Annotated in this window: 18 protein-coding genes; 12 read left to right on the top strand and 6 right to left on the bottom strand. The window is 47.5% G+C overall.

The genetic code is table 11. The features are described from left to right. The first annotated feature begins 114 nt into the window (after positions 1-114). The 3 genes from H5336_RS22390 (at position 115) to H5336_RS22380 (ending at position 3,362) form a co-directional block, all read left to right on the top strand. Positions 115-819 carry a response regulator transcription factor gene (locus tag H5336_RS22390; protein ID WP_185236653.1) on the top strand — a complete coding sequence of 235 codons (705 nt, stop codon included), beginning with the start codon at positions 115-117 and terminating at the stop codon, positions 817-819. Then, on the top strand, positions 812-2,332 hold the full coding sequence (locus H5336_RS22385; protein WP_185236652.1) for a sensor histidine kinase: 1,521 nt from the start codon (positions 812-814) through the stop codon (positions 2,330-2,332). The genes H5336_RS22390 and H5336_RS22385 overlap by 8 nt, the downstream gene beginning before the upstream one ends. An 85-nt stretch (positions 2,333-2,417) precedes the next feature. Beyond that, positions 2,418-3,362, top strand: a complete 945-nt coding sequence (locus H5336_RS22380; RefSeq protein WP_185236651.1) for a DM13 domain-containing protein — start codon at positions 2,418-2,420, stop codon at positions 3,360-3,362. Between the two features lie 190 nt (positions 3,363-3,552). Here H5336_RS22380 and H5336_RS22375 read toward each other — a convergent pair whose 3' ends face one another. Then, positions 3,553-6,606, bottom strand: coding sequence for a phosphorylase b kinase regulatory subunit alpha/beta (locus H5336_RS22375; RefSeq protein WP_185236650.1), 3,054 nt, complete (start codon positions 6,604-6,606; stop codon positions 3,553-3,555). A 136-nt stretch (positions 6,607-6,742) separates the two neighbouring features. Continuing rightward, positions 6,743-7,195: an LEA/WHy family protein gene (locus tag H5336_RS22370; RefSeq protein WP_185236649.1), complete on the bottom strand. Its 453-nt coding sequence runs from the start codon at positions 7,193-7,195 to the stop codon at positions 6,743-6,745. 309 nt (positions 7,196-7,504) lie between these two features. Here H5336_RS22370 and ftsB point away from each other — a divergent pair, with 309 nt between their 5' ends. From ftsB to H5336_RS22325, 9 genes are all read left to right on the top strand, one after another. Further along, positions 7,505-7,792 (top strand): cell division protein FtsB, encoded by a 288-nt coding sequence (gene ftsB, locus H5336_RS22365; protein WP_185236648.1) that lies wholly within the window; start codon positions 7,505-7,507, stop codon positions 7,790-7,792. Between the two features lie 36 nt (positions 7,793-7,828). Beyond that, on the top strand, positions 7,829-8,551 hold the full coding sequence (ispD, locus tag H5336_RS22360; RefSeq protein ID WP_185236647.1) for a 2-C-methyl-D-erythritol 4-phosphate cytidylyltransferase: 723 nt from the start codon (positions 7,829-7,831) through the stop codon (positions 8,549-8,551). 2 nt (positions 8,552-8,553) lie between these two features. After that, on the top strand, positions 8,554-9,024 hold the full coding sequence (gene ispF / locus H5336_RS22355) for a 2-C-methyl-D-erythritol 2,4-cyclodiphosphate synthase (RefSeq protein WP_313558366.1): 471 nt from the start codon (positions 8,554-8,556) through the stop codon (positions 9,022-9,024). Continuing rightward, positions 9,017-10,039 carry a tRNA pseudouridine(13) synthase TruD gene (gene truD / locus H5336_RS22350; RefSeq protein WP_185236645.1) on the top strand — a complete coding sequence of 341 codons (1,023 nt, stop codon included), beginning with the start codon at positions 9,017-9,019 and terminating at the stop codon, positions 10,037-10,039. The genes ispF and truD overlap by 8 nt, the downstream gene beginning before the upstream one ends. A gap of 137 nt (positions 10,040-10,176) precedes the next feature. Next, on the top strand, positions 10,177-10,818 hold the full coding sequence (locus tag H5336_RS22345) for a protein-L-isoaspartate(D-aspartate) O-methyltransferase (protein ID WP_185236695.1): 642 nt from the start codon (positions 10,177-10,179) through the stop codon (positions 10,816-10,818). A 78-nt stretch (positions 10,819-10,896) separates the two neighbouring features. Next, positions 10,897-11,850 (top strand): DUF368 domain-containing protein, encoded by a 954-nt coding sequence (locus tag H5336_RS22340; RefSeq protein ID WP_221628267.1) that lies wholly within the window; start codon positions 10,897-10,899, stop codon positions 11,848-11,850. 381 nt (positions 11,851-12,231) lie between these two features. After that, the gene (locus H5336_RS22335) at positions 12,232-12,840 is read left to right on the top strand and encodes a peptidoglycan DD-metalloendopeptidase family protein (protein ID WP_246439486.1); all 609 of its coding nucleotides are present in this window, start codon (positions 12,232-12,234) and stop codon (positions 12,838-12,840) included. A gap of 219 nt (positions 12,841-13,059) precedes the next feature. Further along, a complete protein-coding gene (gene rpoS, locus H5336_RS22330) occupies positions 13,060-14,115 on the top strand; it encodes an RNA polymerase sigma factor RpoS (RefSeq protein ID WP_221628266.1) in 1,056 nt (351 codons plus the stop codon). Between the two features lie 622 nt (positions 14,116-14,737). Then, positions 14,738-14,902, top strand: coding sequence for a PEP-CTERM sorting domain-containing protein (locus H5336_RS22325; RefSeq protein WP_185236643.1), 165 nt, complete (start codon positions 14,738-14,740; stop codon positions 14,900-14,902). A gap of 145 nt (positions 14,903-15,047) precedes the next feature. Here the strand turns inward: H5336_RS22325 and fdxA are convergent, their stop codons facing one another. The 4 genes from fdxA to H5336_RS22305 form a co-directional block, all read right to left on the bottom strand. Continuing rightward, positions 15,048-15,371: a ferredoxin FdxA gene (fdxA, locus tag H5336_RS22320; protein WP_185236642.1), complete on the bottom strand. Its 324-nt coding sequence runs from the start codon at positions 15,369-15,371 to the stop codon at positions 15,048-15,050. 93 nt (positions 15,372-15,464) lie between these two features. Continuing rightward, positions 15,465-18,089: a DNA mismatch repair protein MutS gene (gene mutS / locus H5336_RS22315; RefSeq protein ID WP_246439484.1), complete on the bottom strand. Its 2,625-nt coding sequence runs from the start codon at positions 18,087-18,089 to the stop codon at positions 15,465-15,467. A 143-nt stretch (positions 18,090-18,232) separates the two neighbouring features. Continuing rightward, the gene (locus tag H5336_RS22310; protein WP_246439481.1) at positions 18,233-18,616 is read right to left on the bottom strand and encodes a site-specific integrase; all 384 of its coding nucleotides are present in this window, start codon (positions 18,614-18,616) and stop codon (positions 18,233-18,235) included. Positions 18,617-19,066: 450 nt separating this feature from the next. After that, positions 19,067-20,434, bottom strand: a complete 1,368-nt coding sequence (locus H5336_RS22305) for an IS1380 family transposase (protein ID WP_185234992.1) — start codon at positions 20,432-20,434, stop codon at positions 19,067-19,069. Positions 20,435-21,146: the final 712 nt, after the last annotated feature.

The following is a 21,146-nucleotide window of genomic DNA, read 5'->3' as shown; positions in this document are numbered from 1 at the left end:
ATATATTCTCACTAGGTCTTCTTAAAGCCGTTGCTCCGCATGGGTACTGAGTGCAGAGTTGTCAGCAATAGCGCATATCTTACTTAAAAACTCGTTTTCCAGCAGGCGAATTTAATGCACGAAAAAATTTTAGTCGTAGAAGATCAGCAGGATATCAATGAGTTGGTGGCGTTGAATCTCGAAAGTATGAACTATCAAGTTGAACGCAGTCTTGATGGTGATAGCGGGTTACATCATGCGCTTAGTAATCGTTTCGACCTGATCATTTTGGACGTTATGTTACCTGGAATTGACGGACTTCAAATTTGTCAGCGTATTCGCGCTAACGATATTTTTACGCCTATTTTAATGCTCACCGCTAAAAAATCCGAAGCAGATCGCGTAGTGGGTTTAGAAGTGGGTGCAGATGACTACCTTACGAAGCCTTTTAGTATTCGTGAGCTACAGGCGCGAGTAAAGGCTTTGTTGCGCCGTGTGGCTTTTATGGCACAGGAGCATGTTGCCGGAAGCTACGAGGATGCAGAGCTTGTTTTCGATGATCTTGTTATTAACAAACAAAAACGTCAGGTACTTTATCGGGAAAAACACGTAAAGCTTACGGCAAAAGAATTTGATTTGCTTCTGTATATGGCTTGCCACCCTGGACAGGTGTTTAGCCGCGAGCAATTACTTAACTCTGTTTGGGGCTACCATCACGTGGGATATGAACACACGGTAAACTCACATATTAATAGGCTTCGAGCGAAGCTTGAGTTGGATTCCGCCAACCCGAAGTTTGTGTTAACGGTATGGGGCGTGGGGTATAAGTTTTATGAGTAAATGTTTTCAGTTTATACAAACACTTCGTGCACGCTTAGTATTAACCTTATTCGTCAGTTTTTCTCTGGTCGCAATCTTTACATCATTACTTATTATGCGTGCATCCGCGGCGCACCAGCAAGAAGTTACACAACGTATGAATATGGCTTTGGCCGAACACGTGGTTAAAGAATATTTGTTGTTTGAAAATGGTCGGGCGAATCTGGATGCGGCAAAGCAAACCTTTCATGAGTTAATGATATTGGGGCCCAATTTTGAGTTTTACGTGTTGGACACTGGGGGCCATGTGCTAGCGTATTCAACGCCCCCAGAAAAAATAAAGCGTAAACGTGTTGATACCAGAAAATTTGAAAATATTATACAGGCGGGCTTGCCAAATAGGCCCGTGTATGGGGATGACCCACGTAGCGAGACAGGAGAAAAAGTGTTCTCGGTAGCACCCATATATACGGGTGGCGATTTGTCGGGGTATTTATACGTCATTTTGGGTAGCGAAATATACGACGATATTACTTCCATGGTTGGCGGTAGTGGCATAGTACAGAGTGCGCTTTGGGCGCTCCTTATAGGGCTTACCTTTAGTTTGCTGGCAACCCTCTGGTTAACCGGCCTTATAACACGGCCTCTAGGGAAGCTGGCAGCACAAGTACATGCTCTGCAGAGCGAAGGTTTTTCCAGTGAAGGAATTAAAAATGAAGAGGCCATGAATGCATTGGCACAATGGAACCCAGAGAGTGAAAATGAAATCCATTTACTGGGTAATAGCTTTAAATCCCTGCTTGAAAAATTAGACGAACAGTATAAAAACGTTATAACAGTCGATCAGCTACGTAAAGAACTGTTGAGTCATATCTCGCACGATCTACGTACGCCTTTAGCTTCGTTGTTAGGTTATTTAGAAACATGGGAGATAAACCACAATAAAGTCTCTGCGCAGGAGGGGGCTCACTATATAGAAACTGCAAAATTAAGCGCGCAGAAAATATCCAAGTTGGTTGAGCAGTTGTTCGAATTGGCTTATCTCGACAGCGGGAATGTACAAGTAAATTTCGAGCAATTTTCGATTGCAGAACTGGTGCAGGATACCTTGCAAAAGTTTGCTTTAATCGCAGGTGAAAAACACCTCACGCTAGCGGTAGAGCCCAAGGACAGTAGCATTCATGTAGTAGGCGATATCGAAAAGCTGGAGAGAGTTCTGAGTAATTTAATCGATAACGCTATTCGTCATTCCCGCGAGGGTGGAAGCATTGTCGTTCGCCTTGCAAAAAATACCCGCTCAGTGGCAGTGGAGGTGTCTGATAACGGTATTGGAATTCCGCTGGAAGATCTACCACATGTATTTGATCCGCATTTTAAAGCCGGCAACAGTGTACGTGGTAACACCGCCCATGGGGGCTTGGGGTTAGCCATTACCAAAAAACTATTAGATTTACACCAAACGCAGATCGAGGTAAAAAGCCGTGAAACGGAGGGGACATCCTTTGAGTTTTGCTTGCCTACGGCAAATGTGTGATAGCGTGATAAAAATGTGATACTTCGGTGATGCTAAGGCGCTAAACTGACTGTTGATCATTCTTATTATTCCACAGGGTAGCAATATGTTAGGTAAAAAGGTTTTGGTACTCAGTGTTGTTGCCATTCTTACGGCTTGCGGTGGTGGCGGAGGCAGTAGTAACGTTAGTAGCTCCTCAGCGTCTTCATTCAGTAGCGCTTTAAGCAGCGGTTCTTCCAGTGAATCGTCGTCTTCGAGCTCTGTCGGTGGTCAGATGGGCAGCTTGGTTGTGGTACCTGTAGAAGGATTGCAGTTCACCAGTGGAATGGTGAATGGCCTTACCACAAGTAGTGGTGGCTTTGAATATCAAGACGGCGAGAGTGTTATATTTTCTATCGGTGATCTCAGTTTTCCAGTGATTTTAGGCGGGGAAGAGGTTTCACCGTTTACGTTGGCGGGCGCAGGTGATACCGACAACCGGATAGCTTTGAATATTACTCGGCTGTTGATGGCTTTAGACGAAGATAACAATACGGCAAATGGAATACAGGTGCCTACGTCAGCCGCCGCTATGGCGACAGGGCTTTCTGTGGAATGGGACGATACGGATTTTGATGCAGCGGTGCTAAATTTTGCTGCCAATGCCGGTGGTGGTGGGGTACTTCCCTCTGATCAGTTAGCGCTGGAATTCTTGGCTCAATCGCTGGGTGGTTCAGCTGATTGCTCTGCGCATCTGCAGGCTGGCACAGTGGCAAACCTTATTACCCGTGCTCACGCAGTAGAGGGCAGTGTTACCGTGGTGGATGATTGCACTTTACTGATAAGTCATTTCAGTTATGACGGCGGTGGTCTTCCCGATGTGTATTTTTATGGTACTGACTCCGATACCTTTACGGGTGGCTATACACTTGGAGATAATTTGTTTGGACAGGCATACAGCGACGCTACCTTTATCGTAAATGTGTCGCCTAGCTTAAGTGCAAGTATACGGGCAATTAGTGTTTGGTGCTTGGGCGTAAGCGTAAGCTTTGGCGATGCAGCGTTTGAATAGTGCCTACGGGTGATATTTTAGTGCGCAGTTAAAAACTGTTTAATCTTTGGCTTTTTTACACATCATTATACTGTTATCGATTCATTCCTACCGACAACCCCCGTCAGCGGCTTCTTTCAGAAAACGCTGGGTTAGGGGCAGGCCAGGCTGAGGTATAGGTTTAGGCGCAAACTTAGGTTTAGGTGGTAAGTTAGAGCCCCGCTTTATTTTTTAGCACTTGAATAAAATAGCCTGAAACTAGTTTGGGTGATTCTTCCAGAAATATGTCAAGATCACGTGCGGTGGGTGATGATTGATGTTCCATATCGCAATACATTTGCGCGGCTTGTTCCAATACCGTTTCGAGGTTAATGGGCGCTTGAAATTTTACCGTTGGGAACTCTTCATGGAATTCCGTGAGAGCCGTTAACACCTCTGTGAGTGCGCTTTTAAAATAGGGTGGGTGAACTTGCGATAATGCGTTGTCTATCAGCCGCGCAAAATTTTCCTCACCGGGTGTCATGGAACTTCTGACCAAGCTTGATTGAATCACACATTTTGGGTTGTGGGAATCGCCAAAAATAATTTGGGGTGCTAGCGCTAAAGATTTCCAAACCTTTTCCAAAAAATCTCTATTTAACCCTAGCATTAAGCCTCTTTCAAAACGCCATTCAAACCAGTCCGTATCGGCGGCGTCCAATTCCTGCTGTTCTGATGAAAGTGTGCTTAAGCTGTGGCTTAGATCGGCGGTAAACCGAGAATGGAGAGATTCGAGAATACGGTTAATTCTATCCATTAATTCGCTGGGGCTGAGGCTAGCCACAGACATTACCGTTTGCAGGTGATCATCATTGGACTTGATATCGCTACACAGCCGGAGCAAATGGTGTAAGTGAATAGAGCGAAGCCCCTCAAACAATTGGGGCCGCGTTCGTTGGAGTACACCAATAAACTCTAGAACTTCCTGTAATAGGCTGAGTTCAATTGGATGCTGGCTGGCATCGCGTAATACTTCAAAGATTTGGTTGCTCGACAATGATGGGTTAAGGCCAAATTCATTCGCTTTGTTAACGCCAACGTTCACTGAAAAATGTCTTGCCGAAAGCACCGACAGGTAGTCGGCAAGATCAGGTTTTTGACGTTCAAGGAGACTAAAGATCAGCCGTGCAACTAGCCATTGCTGTTGCCCCAATGCTTTTTGGTAAAGGGTGTCGAGTAGATGTCGCCAGGTGATGGAATGATCTGTGTCACACGCGGGCGTTCTTAAGTTTTTGTTGTTATATAAATGGATAATGAGGGCCGCCAGCTTTTCCTGGTTGCCAATAAAGTCTGCGAATAACGGGCTAACCTCTTCATTCCAATTTATTACTTCGTCGGTAGCTCTCTCGCGGTGGGTAAGAGGGGTCATGCACATGTCGGGAATATGCAAATGGTTTTCCCGGGAGGCAAGGTATGCAAGGCTAGCAGATGCGTAGCCAATATGTTCATCGGTGGTGCGCAGCTGGTAGTTTTTAAGGCAGTCAAAAAGTGATTTTGCATCGCCAGCGGTACAAATTTCTTCGCTCACCATAAACGTAAAAACGGCCACTTCGGAATTAAGCCAGTGGTTGCGAATATGGGAAATTTCTTTGCGTACCATCTTCGCCATTAGACTGGCATCTCGTTGGCTGTAGTCGTCGCCTTGAGCACCCTGAATCCAGGATAGGCACAGGTATTGTTGCTCATTTATATTGTAGGTTTGAGACGTGGCCAAGCTCAGTAGCCGCCTTTTGGGGCGCCCGCTTAAATTCAGTTTGTCGTTAGCGCCAACTTGGGCATAGGCGTCTACAAGGTGAGGGGCGGAAATGACCTTTAGCGGCATAATGTCTTTAATGTTTTCGGCGATAACCCCATTTTCAGCGAGCATTTTTTTCACTTGCTTATTTTCCGCCAATACCACTAATGCAACCTGAGCGCGAGAAAATTGGGTGGTAGTACCGCGCAAACCACAGGGGTCTAAGTCTGAATAGTCTATGTAGCCCTCGTCCATTAGTAATGCGGTGTAGTAGAGGCTTTGTGCCCACACCAGTGGCAAGTTCTCGTTGGGCTCACGCGCCTGGGAGCGAGGGTTTTGCTTTTCTGCTTCCACGTTTTCCGGTGCTACAAAGTAGAGCTCTGGAATTAACCTGATACCGTCTTTTTCCACCATCAGCGCTTCAATTTTTTCACGGTAATGACTGGCTGTTTGGGCATTTTCGGCGAAGAGTGCATTGATGTATAAGTAACAGAAAAATAATGGCCACTCAGATTCAATATGCTCAAAACCCGCTAGTTCAGAGTGCTCGTAATAGAGCCGTGATGGATCTTCAGTTGAGGTTTGGTGGCCATCCCATAAAAACCGTTTAAGGCCATAGTTACCACCGAGTTTTTTAAGGATGTCGTCTCGCGTTTTGGTGACCAAGCGTGAATCACTTACGGCAAATGCAGGAAACCCGATAATACTGAGAATAGCGCTGTCCACTTCCTTGGATAACGACTCTCTCGGTAGCAAAGCCGCCAGATTGGTTCGGGCCATGGATAGCGCGTCGGGTACGGTATGCACCTGCGCTCGCGGTGCTCCCTGCGGGCCAAATAAATTTAAGCCGTCCAACGCTTGCAGAGCGGCTTTTGCCATACCAAGCGAGCTGGCATTGATTTCGGTTTTACCGTTGTTAATTTTATTGCCGCGCTCCCAAATACCGTAGTCGGGCGTGCGGTAGGCGCTCGCGATGTAATAGATGAGGTTCTGAACGAAGTCGACTTCGTCAAATGTACGTATAACCCTTAGGCCCGAACGGGACATTTGTGCGAGCGTAAGTAGGTATATAGAAGTTGCATCAATTTGCAGGTGGCCCCAGGCATCATCGGCGACAACGGTAAGGCCTGAATGCGTGTCGTACTTTGCGTGGAGTGCGTCGAGGGGGTTCAGTGAGTGCTTGAAGGATTCGACCTTGTCGGCCTGCCTCATCATTGATTGCAGCAAGCCCCTCATCAGCTTTATAACCGCTTGTTCGAGTTCATCGGCGCGCTGTCGGTTGCCGTTGTTGCGGTAGGCCATCGACAGGGCCCAGGGCGCTATAATTGAATAGACGTTATCGCGCACCCAAGCATCGGTATAGTCGCCGTGTGTGGTGACCGCAGTACTCGCTGGCAGTAAACCGGTAATTGGGCTTTGCCGTGAAAGGATAACGGCTTGTATTTCCTGGTAGATTTTCTCCAGGTTGCGTTTGGTTGTGGTGTTTATCATAACCTGTGTGGTGCTATCTCTTGTTGTGTACTGGGGAAGTTACGCCGTTTTTGTGCCTTAAGGGCTATGCGCTGTTTTCCCCAACGTATTTCTACGCGGTATCGGCCAAGTATGGCAGTAAAAAGGTTGGTTGAAATTAGCGATTGCCACCTATAGCAATTTTTCCATCTTCCACTAGGCGAAAGCTGGGCAGTGGCCCCTGTAGATCGACTTTGGTGGTAAACGAATAGTGCACAAAATCTCCTGGGGATTTTAACAGGCTGTATAAGAGCTTGGGCGCTGAGAGCAGGTTGGCGCTTAGCTGCAGTTTTATATCCTGACTACTATAAGGTGGAATAGGGTCTATCGCGTTACTCACACCCTTCAGTAGGCCCGCATCGTTTACTGCAAACTCATAACTCATACCCGCGATAGGCAGGGTAATACTGTTGGGGTTCGATATACGAATATCGAGCTCGAACATGGCGTTTAGCCCCGAAGAGCTGACCGGCCGAAAGCCTATAATGGATATTTGCGGTTGCTCCAGTTGCATAGCGGCACAACCGGTAAGCAACCAGATAATGACCAGACCGAAAGTGATTTTTTTCATGGTGACTCAATCCGTTAGCGTTGGTATCGCTATTATACGGTGATAGAAGCGAGTTTCGTTTGTTTGTGTTTAATTGGAGGCCTATGCCCAAATATGGTACTTTGCCGGCTAATGAATACACGCTTTTGGTGAGGGCCTGTTAACATCCACCTAAAACCACTTGCCGCTAGCACCTAATGGTGGGTGGATGGTGTTTTTAGTGTGTTATGCAGGCCAAGCAAGTGAAAACAGCACAGCAGAACATAAAACTGGCTCCTGCCCTTTAGCCCCAACAGAAAGCTATACAGTCATGTTAAAAGGCCCTACTTCATGAAATGGCTGCCCCCCATTCTAATCCTGCTGCTTATAGTACTGCAGTATCGTTTGTGGGTTGGCGAGGGTAGCACGGCAAATGTGGTTCGACTTAAGCAGGAGATAACCAAGCAGCGAGCAGAAAATGATCGACTGCAAGAGCGGAATAAGTTACTGGCTGCCGAAGTAAATGCACTGAAGAATGGCCATGATGCCATTGAAGATCGCGCAAGAAGCGAGATGGGCATGATCCGTGAGGGCGAAACATTCTTCATGATTGTCGATGAGCAGAAGGAAAAAGAGTAATTTGATGTCTCCATTTCTCTTAACGGTTAGCGCTCTGTGACTCAGAATAATAAAATTTGGGCTGTAGTACCGGCGGCCGGAATTGGCTCGCGAATGGGCGCCGAGCGACCAAAACAGTACCTGCCGCTGGGCGGTGAAACCGTTCTTGAAATTACCCTTCAAAAACTGCTGGCGTTAGACCGTCTCGAAGGCATCGTTGTTGTGCTGAATAAAGCCGATACCTACTGGCAGCAAACCACGCTCGTTAATCACCCTAAGGTCTACACCTGTTTCGGTGGCGAGGCGCGCAGTGATTCAGTACTCAATGCGCTAAAATTTATCCAAGAGTATGCCGGTCAAGCGAGTGAAGCCTGGGTACTGGTTCACGATGCCGCGCGTCCGTGTGTCACGCTCGAAAAAATTACAATGCTGATTGACCTCGTATTGGCGGAAAAATGTGGCGCCATTCTCGCTTCGCCGGTTTCCGATACGCTTAAGCGCGTTAACCATTCAAACGTTGTCGCTGGAACAGAGGACCGTTCGCGGCTGTGGCAAGCGCATACCCCGCAATTGTTTACGCTAACCAAGCTCAAATCTGCACTTGAATATTGCAGAGAAAAACAATTGCCGGTTACCGACGAATCGTCGGCAATCGAGACCGTTGGGGGCAGAGTACGGATACTGGCCGACAGACGCGACAACATTAAAGTAACCCTGCCAGAAGATCTGGGCTGGGCCGAATATATTTTAAAAAACCAAGCGAGCACTGGGGATCTGTAATGGTGAGAATAGGCCAGGGCTTTGATGTCCATGCCTTTGGTGAAGGTGACAAAATCGTGATTGGTGGCGAGGTAATTCCCCACAGTCGAGGGCTTGTTGCTCATTCAGATGGTGATGTATTGCTGCACGCGCTGTGCGATGGCTTGTTGGGGGCTGCTGCATTGGGTGATATTGGCCACCATTTCCCCGATAACGATGCTCAGTACAGAAACGCCGACAGCCGTGCGCTATTGCGTATGGTGTACGCAAAGCTCAAGGCGGAAGGGTATCGTTTGGGTAATGCCGATATGACGATTGTTGCACAGCTACCCAAAATGGCCCCCTACATTAACGCTATGCGGGCCAATATTGCCGCGGACCTAGAAACAGATATTGGCCATATAAATGTCAAAGCCACCACAACTGAAAAGCTGGGCTTTAATGGCCGGGGCGAAGGTATTTCGGCCATGGCAGTGGTGCTACTGAATGGCTGAAGATAATCCGATACCGGCGTTTGATATAGCGTTCCCCTATGCCTTTGGCTCCCCAGACACTTCAGCGGACTTCAGGTGTTCACCAGAAGACTTTGTTGTAGACGAGCAGCTCGGGTTTACGCCGGATGGCGAAGGTGAGCACTTAATGCTGCAAATTCGCAAGCGCGGGGAGAATACCGCATGGGTTGCCGAACAGCTGGCTAACTTTTTCGGCATTAAAACTATGGATGTAGGTTTTTGTGGGCTGAAAGACCGCCATGCGCAAACCAGTCAGTGGTTTAGCCTTTATTTACCTAAATCCGATCCCGAAGAAGATGCTGCCCGTTTAGCGGCGTTTTTTGCTGGCACCGAAGCCCAGGTAGAACTTTTGACTTCGGGGCGCCACACTAAAAAGCTAAGGCGAGGCCAGCATGAAGCGAACTTTTTCCAGGTTACCCTGCGCCATGTTGCCAGTTTCGCTGGGTTAGACCTGCGCCTAAACCGCATTCTTGAGCAGGGCGTGCCTAATTATTTTGGTGAACAGCGGTTCGGCCGTAACCAGAGTAATCTGCACTCGGCAAGTCGCTGGTTTGATCGGGGAGAGGTGATACGAAACCGCAATAAAAAGGTGATGGCCAAATCAGCCGCTAGATCTTATCTTTTCAATCGAGTATTGGCTGGCAGGGTAGCTAATGGCAGTTGGGATCAAATAGTGGATAAAGACCCGGATTCCGCAAGTGGCCCTCTTTGGGGCAGGGGTCGATCGCAGGTAAGCGATGCACTGGCACAGATTGAAATGCAGGCATTGGAAGGTAAAGCGGCATGGCTACGGGGCCTGGAGCACGTTGGTCTGCAGCAGGAAAGGCGAGCATTGGTGTTGAAGCCAGTGGGATTTAGCTGGGAGCAGAAAGGTGGTGGGCTGAACTTGGCGTTTGGGCTTCCACCGGGTGCATTTGCCACTTCTGTACTCAGGGAGATTGCGTTTTTGAGCAATAAATCTACCGGGCCCGAGGTGTCAGATACCCCGTCGGGTTAGCAGGCTGAGGGGTGTGGCGCCTGTGGTATAGTTTCCCCTGTTTGCGCTATCGTTTCGGGGGGGGCTTAACCACCTCGAGTACAAACCAGTTTTAATCGGAAGAATGTGTGAATCCAATAAATTTAGAAGGCGTGGGCATGACCTCCCAGCGCACCCGCGACAGGCTTATCCAGCGCTTGGTCGATCAAGGTGTAAGCAACCAGCGAGTGCTGGATGTAATGGCCAATACTCCGCGGCATATCTTCCTCGATGAAGCGCTCTCCCATAGAGCCTACGAAGACACAGCTTTACCCATAGGTCACGGTCAAACTATCTCCCAGCCCTACATCGTTGCGCGAATGACGGAAATATTGTTAGGCGCGGGCGGTGTACTTTCGAGAGTGCTCGAAGTGGGAACAGGTTGTGGGTATCAAACGGCCATACTGGCTCAGCTTGTTGATGAAGTTTGGAGCGTGGAGCGAATAAGGCCGCTCCAAGATAAGGCACGGCAGAGGTTGAGCCTGCTGAGGTTGCGAAATGTACACCTTCGGCACGCCGATGGGCATGCAGGTTGGCCCGAAGATCAACTTTTTGACGGCATTATTTCCACGGCGGCGCCGCGTGAAGTGCCCGAAGGCCTGCTCAAGCAATTGGCACCCAACGGTGTATTGGTGATCCCCGTAGGGGCCGACACCCAAACCCTTACAATGATAATCCGAATAGAAGATACCGATGAATATAAAACGCAGCGCCTTGAACCGGTGCGCTTCGTTCCCTTGGTTGCAGGCACCACACGTTAACGAACTTCGGTTTGCAAAGGTGCGTTAATCAATTCGCTGAACATATAAACAAAATAGACACTACATTTCTGGGGCGTTATGAATACCAATTCAGGCAAGCGCGGTGTGCGCGACTATGCATTATTACTCGGTAAGGGCATGGCCATGGGGGCCGCGGATGTTGTTCCAGGGGTGTCCGGCGGAACCATTGCGTTCATAACCGGTATTTACGACGAATTATTGCACTCGTTAAAACAAATTGGCCCCGCTGCCGTGGGCGTGTTATTTAAAGAAGGTTTTGTCAGCGCATGGCGTTTTATCAATGGAAGCTTCCTGCTTGCGGTATTTGGCGGGATTCTGATAAGCCTGAAAACCTTTGCATCGTTAATTGGTTATTGCCTTGATAACTACCCTCTACTGGTATGGGCTTTCTTCTCGGGCCTTATAGCGGCTTCTATTATTTTATTGCTCAAGCACCAAAAACAGTGGCATTGGCGGCAAATTTTGGCCTGCTTACTGGGGGCAGCGTTTGTTTTCGGTGTATCGGTGGCCTCCCCGGCGCAGCTGCCCGGAGCCTGGTGGATACTTTTCCTCGGCGGGTTTGTGGCGATATGCGCAATGATTCTGCCGGGTATTTCCGGCAGCTTTATTCTACTTTTGGTCGGTTTATACCCGGTATTTTTACAGGCGATAACCGATCTCGATTTAATCGCGCTGGCAAGCTTCGGGTTGGGCTGCGTAGCGGGGCTTCTGGTGTTTTCACGTTTTCTTTCATGGTTACTGCATAACTTTCATCAAACCACCCTAGCGACGCTTATAGGCTTTTTAATAGGTTCATTGAATGTAACTTGGCCCTGGAAGCAAACGCTGGAATCGGCTGTCAATAGGCATGGCGAGCATATACCACTTGTTCAGAAAAATATTTCACCTGCTCAGTATGAGACGCTGGTGGGGCAGGAGCCACAGCTCATTGCTGCACTGATTCTTGTGCTAGTGGGGCTTGGTTTAGTCCTTTTAGTTGAAAAAATATCTAAACGTTATTCAATTAACTAGTTAATTCGCCCGATTTTTTATGTGGTTACGTATCCCTAAGTTCGAATAAAGGGCTAAATTGTTTAAAGGTTGGTCTAAGACTATAGATCTATTTTTAATAAGACTTTCGTATTAAGCACCAAATCTTCTAGTGTTGGTTGGAAAATGTACATCTACACGGCGCATATTATTTGGAAACCACTGGCTGTCGCTTTATATGGGCTGGTCAGACCGATCAATATATTGATCACTGGGACCGCTGTCATTTTTATCATTACGGCTTGTGGTAGCAACGACCCCAAGGTACAAGTGAGTGACCGTAGCCCGCCGCCCGGAGAGAAGCTTACATTCCATATAGTTGCAAAAGGGGAAACTCTTTATTCGATTGCGTGGCGTTACAATTTGAACTACAAATTGCTGGCGCAGTTGAATGGCGTGGATTCCAGCTATCATATCTTCCCTGGGCAGAAATTAAGTCTCGACCCTAAGCTCTCGCTCAAAAAAGCGCCTAACAGGCCTAATCAAACCGCCAAAACCACGCCTTCCGCTAAAACCGCGGCCCCCCTAGCCCCCCCCAGCCATTCGGAAAAAGAATCGGTAGTAGCGCGTAAAGAAACACAAAACTTTACACTTTCGTCCCCCAATAAATGGCAGTGGCCCGCAAAAGGAAAGCTAGTTGCTACTTTCAGCTCAAACGGGGGGCTAAACAAAGGTATTGATATTCGGGGTAATTTGGGGGAGCCTGTGTATACAGCCGCTGCAGGGAGTGTTGTGTATTCCGGCAGTGGCTTGCGAGGTTACGGCAAGTTAGTCATCGTCAAGCACAGTGAAAAGTACCTTAGTGCCTATGCACACAATCGGCGACTCATAGTCAAAGAGGGCGATAAGGTAAAGGCTGGCGACAAGATTGCCGAGATGGGCTCCTCCGGTTCGGACACTGTGAAGCTGCATTTTGAAATACGCTATAACGGTAAACCGATCGATCCCCTCTCATTGTTGCCCCGTAAATAGTGCTAAAACAGTATTAATTATAAAGCACTAAAATTTTCTTCAGAAAGCTTAAAGAAATATTAATCCTGCCGACATTTAGTTAACCGGTTACGGATTTGTCTCTTAAAGACTCTCCGAAGGGAAATATAAGAACCGAAGGGGGGCAGTGGTAGCGCCCAACCTGCTAATAATGCGAACTCGGAGTTCGCTTAGATATTCTCGGTAAACAGGAGTCAGGTCATGGCAGTTCAAGAACTCGATACAGTTTTGTCTTATGCAGAAGTAGAGCAAGAGGCACTTTCCAACCCAAATATCACCTTCGGTCTAGATGACATTGCTGAAAACGACAGCGCCCCCGCCAAGCGATCCGCAAAAGCAAAAGCTAAACCAAAAGCCAAGGCTAAACCTAAGGCTAAAGTCGTTCGCAGCACAACAGAGGTCGACGATACCTATCAGCGTAACCTTGATGCTACTCAGCTTTATCTGAATGAAATTGGCTTCTCCCCACTGCTAAGTGCAGAAGAGGAAGTGTATTTTGCGCGCAAAGCCCTGAAAGGGGATGAAGCGTCGCGCAAGCGTATGATAGAAAGTAACCTGCGCTTGGTAGTGAAAATATCCCGCCGCTACGTTAACCGTGGTCTCGCGTTGCTCGACCTTATTGAAGAAGGTAATCTCGGGTTGATACGAGCAGTAGAGAAGTTTGACCCAGAGAGAGGGTTCCGCTTTTCCACTTATGCAACGTGGTGGATTCGACAGACCATTGAAAGGGCCATTATGAATCAGACGCGGACTATCCGCCTTCCGATTCATGTTGTGAAGGAGTTGAATGTATACCTTCGAGCTGCCCGTGAGCTTTCGCAGAAGCTTGATCATGAGCCTTCCCCTGAAGAAATAGCCAACTTGCTCGACAAGCCGGTAGCAGACGTAGAGCGTATGCTGGCGTTAAACGAGCGTGTTACCTCCATGGATGTGCCCATCGGCCCGTCATCCGAAAAGACCGTGGTTGATACTGTGCCTGACCAGCAGGTGTCCGACCCTGTTGAACTTCTGCAGGACAGCGATTTAAGCACCAGCCTCAATGGTTGGCTAGATGAACTTAGTGAGAAGCAGCGCGAAGTGGTTGCGCGCCGATTTGGCCTTCGCGGTCATGAGACAAGCACCTTAGAAGAAGTAGGGCGTGAAATTGGTTTAACACGTGAGCGTGTTCGCCAAATTCAGGTAGAAGCCCTACGTCGTTTACGCGATATTCTGGAGAAGCAAGGTTTGGATGCAACCGCATTGTTTGGTGCAATGTAACGCGTCTTTCACTTTTTCCAAAAGTCCAACTTAAACGTCCAACTTAAAAGCCTGCCGCGATAATCGGCGGGCTTTTTGTTGTGCGCAACACTCAGCGCGTGCTCGCCGATTCCACATAGTTCAGCGATGTAATTGTCCTGTATGGCACGTTCGTTTCCCCATGCACAGCTGTCCGTAAAAAGACTAAAACCTTCTTGCACACCGAGTTATGTCACGCCTATTCGACGTCAACTATGTTGGCCGGTTGGCGACCATTATGATGGCCGTACACACTTCTGCGTTCAAGGGCATTACCCAGAATGCAGTGTAAATTGAACTCATTCATTAAACATTCAATCTGAATGTTTATCGTGTATCGGCTTAGTGTGAACGGCTAAAAATATTCCGCAAAAGCGCCGCCTCCTCTATGACAGTAATACCGGCCGGGCTCTGTGCGAGAAACGCACTGCTGCAGTGCGTCGGCAAAGTTTACAGGTGGCGTGTGATAAGCTTTCTGTGAATTGGTAACGTGTTGATATAAATGGAAAATATTTGATTGGCTCGCATATTGCTTCGCGACAGTTGATTCTGCAGCTTGAGCGTTTGGCTTTAGGCAGAATATGGAAAACATTGGAGAGTAGTTATGAGTGGGAAGTACATGGATAAAGCCATAGTGGCAGTACTGTTAAGCGCGTTCGCAACTAGCGCAAACGCAATGGTTGCTGAAGTACCAGAGACATCGTCTTTGGCACTGATTGCACTGGGAGTAGTGGGGTTGCTGATAACGCGCCGTAGAAGTAAACAATAATAGATTACATAGCACCAAATATTAAAAAACCGCCAACGGGCGGTTTTTTTGTGCCTGTTATATATGCACAGCGCAGGTCATTAATTTCAGCCACAAAAAAAGCCGGGAGCCGGCTTTTTTATTCTGCATGCAAAGGTTTGATGCCTTAGCGTTCGAGGTATTTAAGCTTACCTTCTACGCCATCCCATTCTTCAGAGTCGGCGGGGGCATCCTTCTTCTCGGTGATATTAGGCCATACTTCGGCCAATTCGGCATTAAGCTCAAGAAAGGCTTCCTGATCAGACGGTAATTCGTCTTCAGAAAAAATCGCATCGACCGGACATTCTGGTTCACACAGGGCGCAATCAATGCACTCGTCTGGGTGAATCACAAGAAAGTTCGGACCTTCGTAAAAGCAGTCAACCGGGCACACTTCAACACAATCGGTGTGTTTGCACTTAATGCAGTTATCTCCAACTACGAATGTCATGGGGCGTAACCTCTGGCTGATCTTGAAAAGCGCGGCATTTTAACAGGAAGGTGCTCACTCGCCTAGCCTTTGTGCAGCCCCATATTGTGCGTATTACATAAGTTCTTTTAGTTTGTAGATAAGTTCCAATGCTTGGCGTGGGGTTAATTCATCGGGATTAAGCTTTTTAAGCGCTTGGTCGCTTTTACTGGGTTCCGGCAAAGCAAACAGGTCTGCCTGTGGGCTAGGTGATGTCGAAGCCGCCGGAGCCTTAGTGATTGCAGCGGTGGGTATAGTCGCCGGTGGGGTATGGGCTGCGGTGGGCGCTCCCGTTTCCAGTCTGTGAAGTTGGTTTTTAGCATTTTCCAGAACGTCTGCCGGTATACCGGCAAGCTTGGCCACCTGAAGCCCAAAGCTTTTGCTGGCGGGGCCACTCTGAATGTTGTGTAGAAACACAATGTTGTCGTTGTGCTCGGTTGCGTCCAGGTGCACATTTTTCACTGTGGGAAGCTGTTCGGGCAGTGCGGTAATTTCAAAGTAATGCGTGGCAAACAGCGTAAAGGCCTGTAGGTTTTGCGCAAGGTGCTCTACGCAGGCCCAAGCAAGGGAGAGGCCATCGTAGGTGCTGGTGCCACGGCCAATTTCGTCCATTAACACCAAGCTTTTGTCGCTGGCATTATTGAGAATGTTGGCGGTTTCGGTCATTTCCACCATAAAGGTGGAGCGGCCACCGGCAAGGTCATCGGAAGAGCCTATACGGGTAAATATGCGGTCTACAAGCCCCATTTTACAAGCGTGTGCAGGCACAAAACAGCCAACCTGAGCGAGCAGCACTATGAGTGCGGTCTGGCGCATATAGGTGGATTTACCGCCCATGTTGGGGCCGGTAATAATGAGCATACGTTGTTGGTTGTCTAGCGTGAGGTTATTGGGGATAAAGGGGTTATCGAGTACCTGCTCTACCACCGGGTGGCGGCCCTGCTCAATGTGAATACCTTGTTCCTTGGAAAATTCGGGGCAGACAAAATTTAATCGGTCGGCACGCTCGGCGAAAGTGCTCAGAACATCCAGTTCGGAAACGGCAGCAGCCGATTTTTGCAGGGCCAGTAAGTGTTCGTTAAGGGTGTCTATTAATGTTTCGTACAGGGCTTTTTCACGGGTTAATGCCCGGCTTTTGGCCGACAGCGCCTTATCCTCAAACTCTTTGAGTTCTGGCGTAATATAGCGCTCGGCATTTTTCAGTGTTTGCCGGCGAATATATTCTACCGGGGCTTTATCGGACTGTAATTTGCTGATTTCAATAAAGTAGCCATGCACACGGTTGTAGCCAACCTTAAGCGTACTAAGCCCGGTGCGCTCGCGCTCCTGGGTTTCCAGCTTTACCAAAAAGTCGCCGGCGTTAGTGCTGATGTTCCGCAGTTCGTCCAGTTCGCTATCAAAACCTTCGGCAATAACGCCGCCATCACGAAGTACCACGGGCGGGTTTTCTATGAGGGCCTTGTCCAGTAGTTCAACAAGCTGGGGAAACTGGCTGATGTGATCGGCTAAATGTCGAATTTTTGGTGCGTTTTCATTGGCCAGCAATGATTGAATTTCGGGGTAGCGAGCAATAGAACTGAGCAGCCGCGAAAGGTCGCGAGGCCTAGCCGAGCGCAAGGCAATACGCCCAAGAATGCGCTCAAGGTCGCCAATATGTTTGAGCGACTGTCGAAGCGATTCGTACAGGTAATTACTGAGCAGCGCCGTAATCGCCGATTGCCGTGCTTCCAGTATAGATTGGTCGCGTAGCGGTGAATTAAGCCAGCGACGTAGCAAGCGGCCACCCATCGCCGTAGAACTGGTATTAAGAACGCTGAAAAGCGTGTTGTCTTCGCCGCCGGTCAGGTTGATGTCAATTTCCAGATTACGGCGCGTGGCCGCATCCAGCGTAACGCTGTCATCAGGGTTCTCTATGGTAAGGCTGGAAATATGACCAAGCTCGGTGCGCTGGGTTTCCTTGGCATACCCGAATAGGCAGCCGGCCGCGCCAACCGCCAAATTTAAACCTTCACAGCCAAAACCGTGTAGATCTTTTGTTTCAAAATGCCGCGTAAGCAGGCGCTCGCCCGTTTCAAAATCAAATTCCCATTCGGCGCGGCTGCGAAAGCCCGCGCGACTATTTATACCTGCGGGTATTAGCAGGCTTTCTTGTGCCAGTATTTCGGCTGGGCGTAAGCGCTCCACTTCAGCAATAAGGGCTTCTTCCCCGCTTACCTCAAAGACAAAAAAACGACCGCTACCCATATCCAAGCAGGCAATACCGTAGCGCTGTTCGTGCCCGCTAATGGCCATTAACCAGTTATCGCGATGTTCATCTAGCAGTGCTTCGTCGCTTACCGTACCGGGTGTGACCACGCGCATAACTTTGCGCTCAACCGGGCCTTTGGAGGTAGCCGGGTCGCCCACCTGCTCACAAATTGCCACCGAAACCCCAAGCCGAACCAGCTTGGCCAGATAATTTTCCGCTGCGTGGTAAGGCACGCCTGCCATGGGAATAGGTTCACCATTACTCTTCCCGCGTGCGGTCAGTGTTACATCCAGCAGTTTCGCGGCTTTCTTGGCATCATCAAAAAACAGCTCATAAAAATCACCCATACGGTAGAACACCATCTCATTGGGGTGATCGGCCTTGATACGGAAGTATTGCTGCATCATCGGGGTGTGTTGTGGTGCGCTGGTAGTACTGGCTTTGGTTGTCATGTAACTGTCTGGTTTTTAAAGGGTTTTTAAGGGGGTGCTGAACTGGAGGAGGGCAAAGTGTAATGAATTTTGGGGAAATTGCACGGGGAATTTGTGGTGGGTGTTTGGGGAGCTATTGGGTGCTCTTGGTATGAGGGAGTGGCTTAGATGTTTGGGGTGTTGGTTGCGGGGCTAATCCAGCAGTGGGATTTGCCTGTTTTCTGGATTTTGGGTGGGTGTCTCATCTTGCTGTTGAGATCTACGCTCATGAATTTGGTATAAAGAAATCCCAGAGAGTTAAGCGCCGTTTTCTGAGTGTTCACCGAGCAGTTACGGTCAATAGCCAAATGGCTGAGATAAGCATCAACTTCCCGCGCACCCATAAATTTGGGGTGTTGCTTTTTGTGGTAATAAATAAAGTCGACAATCCAATAGCAATAGGTTTTTTCTGTTTTATACGCCATTTGCCGAGAGCGCATTGGTGCCCTTAATTGGTCCATTAGCTTAGTTGGCTTGCGCGGCAAAGGGCCGCGAATTTCATCCAACATATGCAAACTCCTTTGCTGTTTTTACATACAGTAAATCCCATTTTAGCAGTTGCAACTATTTTTTGTTTGCGTGTACTAACATTAGGCATCACTGGATTCTGACTATTTAAAATATACTAAGAAATTCAGTGAGTTATAAGTCAAATGCTGCCGCAAGAAATAGCAGCCCCAAAAGCCGCTATTGACCAAATGAATTTGGGTTTAGGGGGGAAGTTCGCCATATTTGGCGGAATTAAACGAAGATTTGAGTTGGATTCTAGGAATATACATCACCTTGACGTACTATTAGGAAATATATGTCGTTGTGACGTATATTCAAATGTTAGCTTGAAGAGTATGAATCGGAAAAAATTACTATCAATTATCGTTTCTGTGATCCTGCTAATAGGAATAGCTTTTTCTTTAGTTCCTTTCGGAGGGTCACTAAACCCTAATTATGCATAAATCTGGCTAACTTAGGCACGCGAAATACTTATCCATATCATTTTTTAGTGTGTCATTTGAGTTCATGCTCAGCACTAACTGGCCATTTGGGCGAATCAATCTTCCCGCGTGAATAAAAAGGGTATTTCTTACTCGGCTCAAAGATTCGAATACCCAGAAAGCCGCGCGTTTTGCGTTCGCCTTACGCGATTTATCATGGGTTTTCATTTGCAGCTCACGATTCAGGTTATGTGCCATGACGGCACAAAGCAAATACATATTATTTCCGAATTTTGTTTTAACGGGAATGTAGTCCATTTGAGCCTGCGACTTTAATTCCGCAAACAAACCTTCCTGAGAACCGCGCCCTTGATGACATTCCATCACCTTTTTAGCACTTCTCTTGGCGTTAGTGACAATGACGGTATAATCAACCCCAGTTTTATAGGGTATAAATAGATCGAGCTGAACAACACCTTTGTGTTGAATAAAGACTTTTCTTTGAACGCCAATCATGCGAAATGACTTAGACCAGGATTTGGGTTTCCAGTCAATTTCCGTCGTGCTATACGTACTGTCTATTTTGGACCAACCCTCTTCTTTCTCTAAAATGTTTTTAAGCTTTAGGTGCCGCTCAAAGGGTACGCTGATGGTAAATTCAACTTTCTGCTGACTCAGTAAGCTAATGATTTCATCGCTAAAGAAGGCGCTATCCATTCTCACTTCAATCGCAATTTTGGGCATAAAATGCCTTATTCTACGGATATTGGCAAGAATGAATTTATGGGCGCCATTTGAATCATGAACATTTTCAGAGCGGTGTAATACGTCAAAGACTTGTCCTGTTTGTGCGATTGTACAGAATAAAGGATAGTAGCTTCGCTCACCCCTGTGTTTTTTGTTGTACCCAACGGCGGTGCCTTCTGCGTAGCGTTTACTTGATATTACAGATCCATCAAAGTCCAGGGTAATGCGAGATAATTTTTCTTCGACGCAGCGATCCACGACCAATTGCTGAGATAAAAGTGAGACTTTTTCAATATGCTGACCTGTAACGGCGTTCAGTCGACGGCTAAGCGTTGAGTCATTAGGCAGACTGTTGAGCCCATGCAGGTGTTTTACTATAGGATCATGCTGGTAGAACTTTATATCACTTAACTTACGATAACCTAGGGTGATATGGACAATAAGGAGTATAACTAATGTCGCTTGCCCGTATGTCTGATTCGGTTGGCCGCGCTCTAAGCATTGCCTTAAGCGATGTTTTAAGTTAAGCGATTTTAGCATCAACTGAAATATGACCAAACCCCCAAACGACGTGAGTTTCTGGTCGTCAAAACGGACGTCAGGGACGGCGTGGGTTTTACTGTTAATCTCGGTCTTGCTATACTTCATATCGAAACGGCTCTTGTTTTTATTCTTTTTTTTGTGGTGAAAAAATAGTAACAAAAACTTGAGCCGTTTTTTTATTTATTTATGGATTTTATGTGCTCTGGAACTCACTCAGAGTGAAATCCAGAATACATCACGAAACCAGCCTTTCAAGCTCCATTTATAGGTGTTGGGCGTGGGTTTTCTTACTGTTTATGCATTCACAGGGTCAAGCTAACAAGTGTGTCATAAGGACATTTTTTACTTCGCTTCGTTTTGGGGTGGCTACGCCACTATACCCCAAAACTACACTACATAAAAAATGCCTCATACACAGGCGTTATGTGGCTGAGTGATAAGTCGAATAGATTGAGTAATGGAATGTATTAAAATGAGAGCACTAAGCGTAATGCTTAAAATTATTGCGGCCATATTTATGGTTCTAGCTCTGTTGGCTTTCGGGAGTGATTTCCTTCCAGTGGAGGGGATAAGTTTTGGAGGGGGGGAATCCGAAGGTGGCGGCCATCAATTCTATAAAGTAGTATCAACAGATGGTTCGGATCCAACAAAGTTCGGTTTCGTTTATTTGTTTGTGAGTATAATTTTATTTGGGTTAGCAGTGTTAATAAACAAATATATGTCAAATAAGAGCGGCACATAACAAGTGTGTAAACCAGACCCGTCCAAACCTAAGCGGTTTTTGTGGTTGCGCTTCGCTACACTTTAACACAAAAAC

The sequence above is a fragment of the Teredinibacter franksiae genome, from assembly GCF_014218805.1.
In the GTDB taxonomy this organism is placed as follows: Bacteria; Pseudomonadota; Gammaproteobacteria; order Pseudomonadales; family Cellvibrionaceae; genus Teredinibacter; species Teredinibacter franksiae.
Note: the sequence above shows the minus strand (reverse complement) of the source record. Positions and strands in the feature narration are given on the sequence as shown.

Excerpts from the sequence above, each read along its gene's own strand:
- H5336_RS22390 (WP_185236653.1), top strand. The coding sequence starts at position 115 with ATGCACGAAAAAATTTTAGTCGTAGAAGATCAGCAGGATATCAATGAG.
- H5336_RS22385 (WP_185236652.1), top strand. The coding sequence starts at position 812 with ATGAGTAAATGTTTTCAGTTTATACAAACACTTCGTGCACGCTTAGTA.
- H5336_RS22380 (WP_185236651.1), top strand. The coding sequence starts at position 2,418 with ATGTTAGGTAAAAAGGTTTTGGTACTCAGTGTTGTTGCCATTCTTACG.
- H5336_RS22375 (WP_185236650.1), bottom strand. The coding sequence starts at position 6,606 with ATGATAAACACCACAACCAAACGCAACCTGGAGAAAATCTACCAGGAA.
- H5336_RS22370 (WP_185236649.1), bottom strand. The coding sequence starts at position 7,195 with ATGAAAAAAATCACTTTCGGTCTGGTCATTATCTGGTTGCTTACCGGT.
- ftsB (WP_185236648.1), top strand. The coding sequence starts at position 7,505 with ATGAAATGGCTGCCCCCCATTCTAATCCTGCTGCTTATAGTACTGCAG.
- truD (WP_185236645.1), top strand. The coding sequence starts at position 9,017 with ATGGCTGAAGATAATCCGATACCGGCGTTTGATATAGCGTTCCCCTAT.
- H5336_RS22345 (WP_185236695.1), top strand. The coding sequence starts at position 10,177 with ATGACCTCCCAGCGCACCCGCGACAGGCTTATCCAGCGCTTGGTCGAT.
- H5336_RS22340 (WP_221628267.1), top strand. The coding sequence starts at position 10,897 with ATGAATACCAATTCAGGCAAGCGCGGTGTGCGCGACTATGCATTATTA.
- rpoS (WP_221628266.1), top strand. The coding sequence starts at position 13,060 with ATGGCAGTTCAAGAACTCGATACAGTTTTGTCTTATGCAGAAGTAGAG.
- H5336_RS22325 (WP_185236643.1), top strand. The coding sequence starts at position 14,738 with ATGAGTGGGAAGTACATGGATAAAGCCATAGTGGCAGTACTGTTAAGC.
- fdxA (WP_185236642.1), bottom strand. The coding sequence starts at position 15,371 with ATGACATTCGTAGTTGGAGATAACTGCATTAAGTGCAAACACACCGAT.
- mutS (WP_246439484.1), bottom strand. The coding sequence starts at position 18,089 with ATGACAACCAAAGCCAGTACTACCAGCGCACCACAACACACCCCGATG.
- H5336_RS22310 (WP_246439481.1), bottom strand. The coding sequence starts at position 18,616 with ATGTTGGATGAAATTCGCGGCCCTTTGCCGCGCAAGCCAACTAAGCTA.
- H5336_RS22305 (WP_185234992.1), bottom strand. The coding sequence starts at position 20,434 with ATGAAGTATAGCAAGACCGAGATTAACAGTAAAACCCACGCCGTCCCT.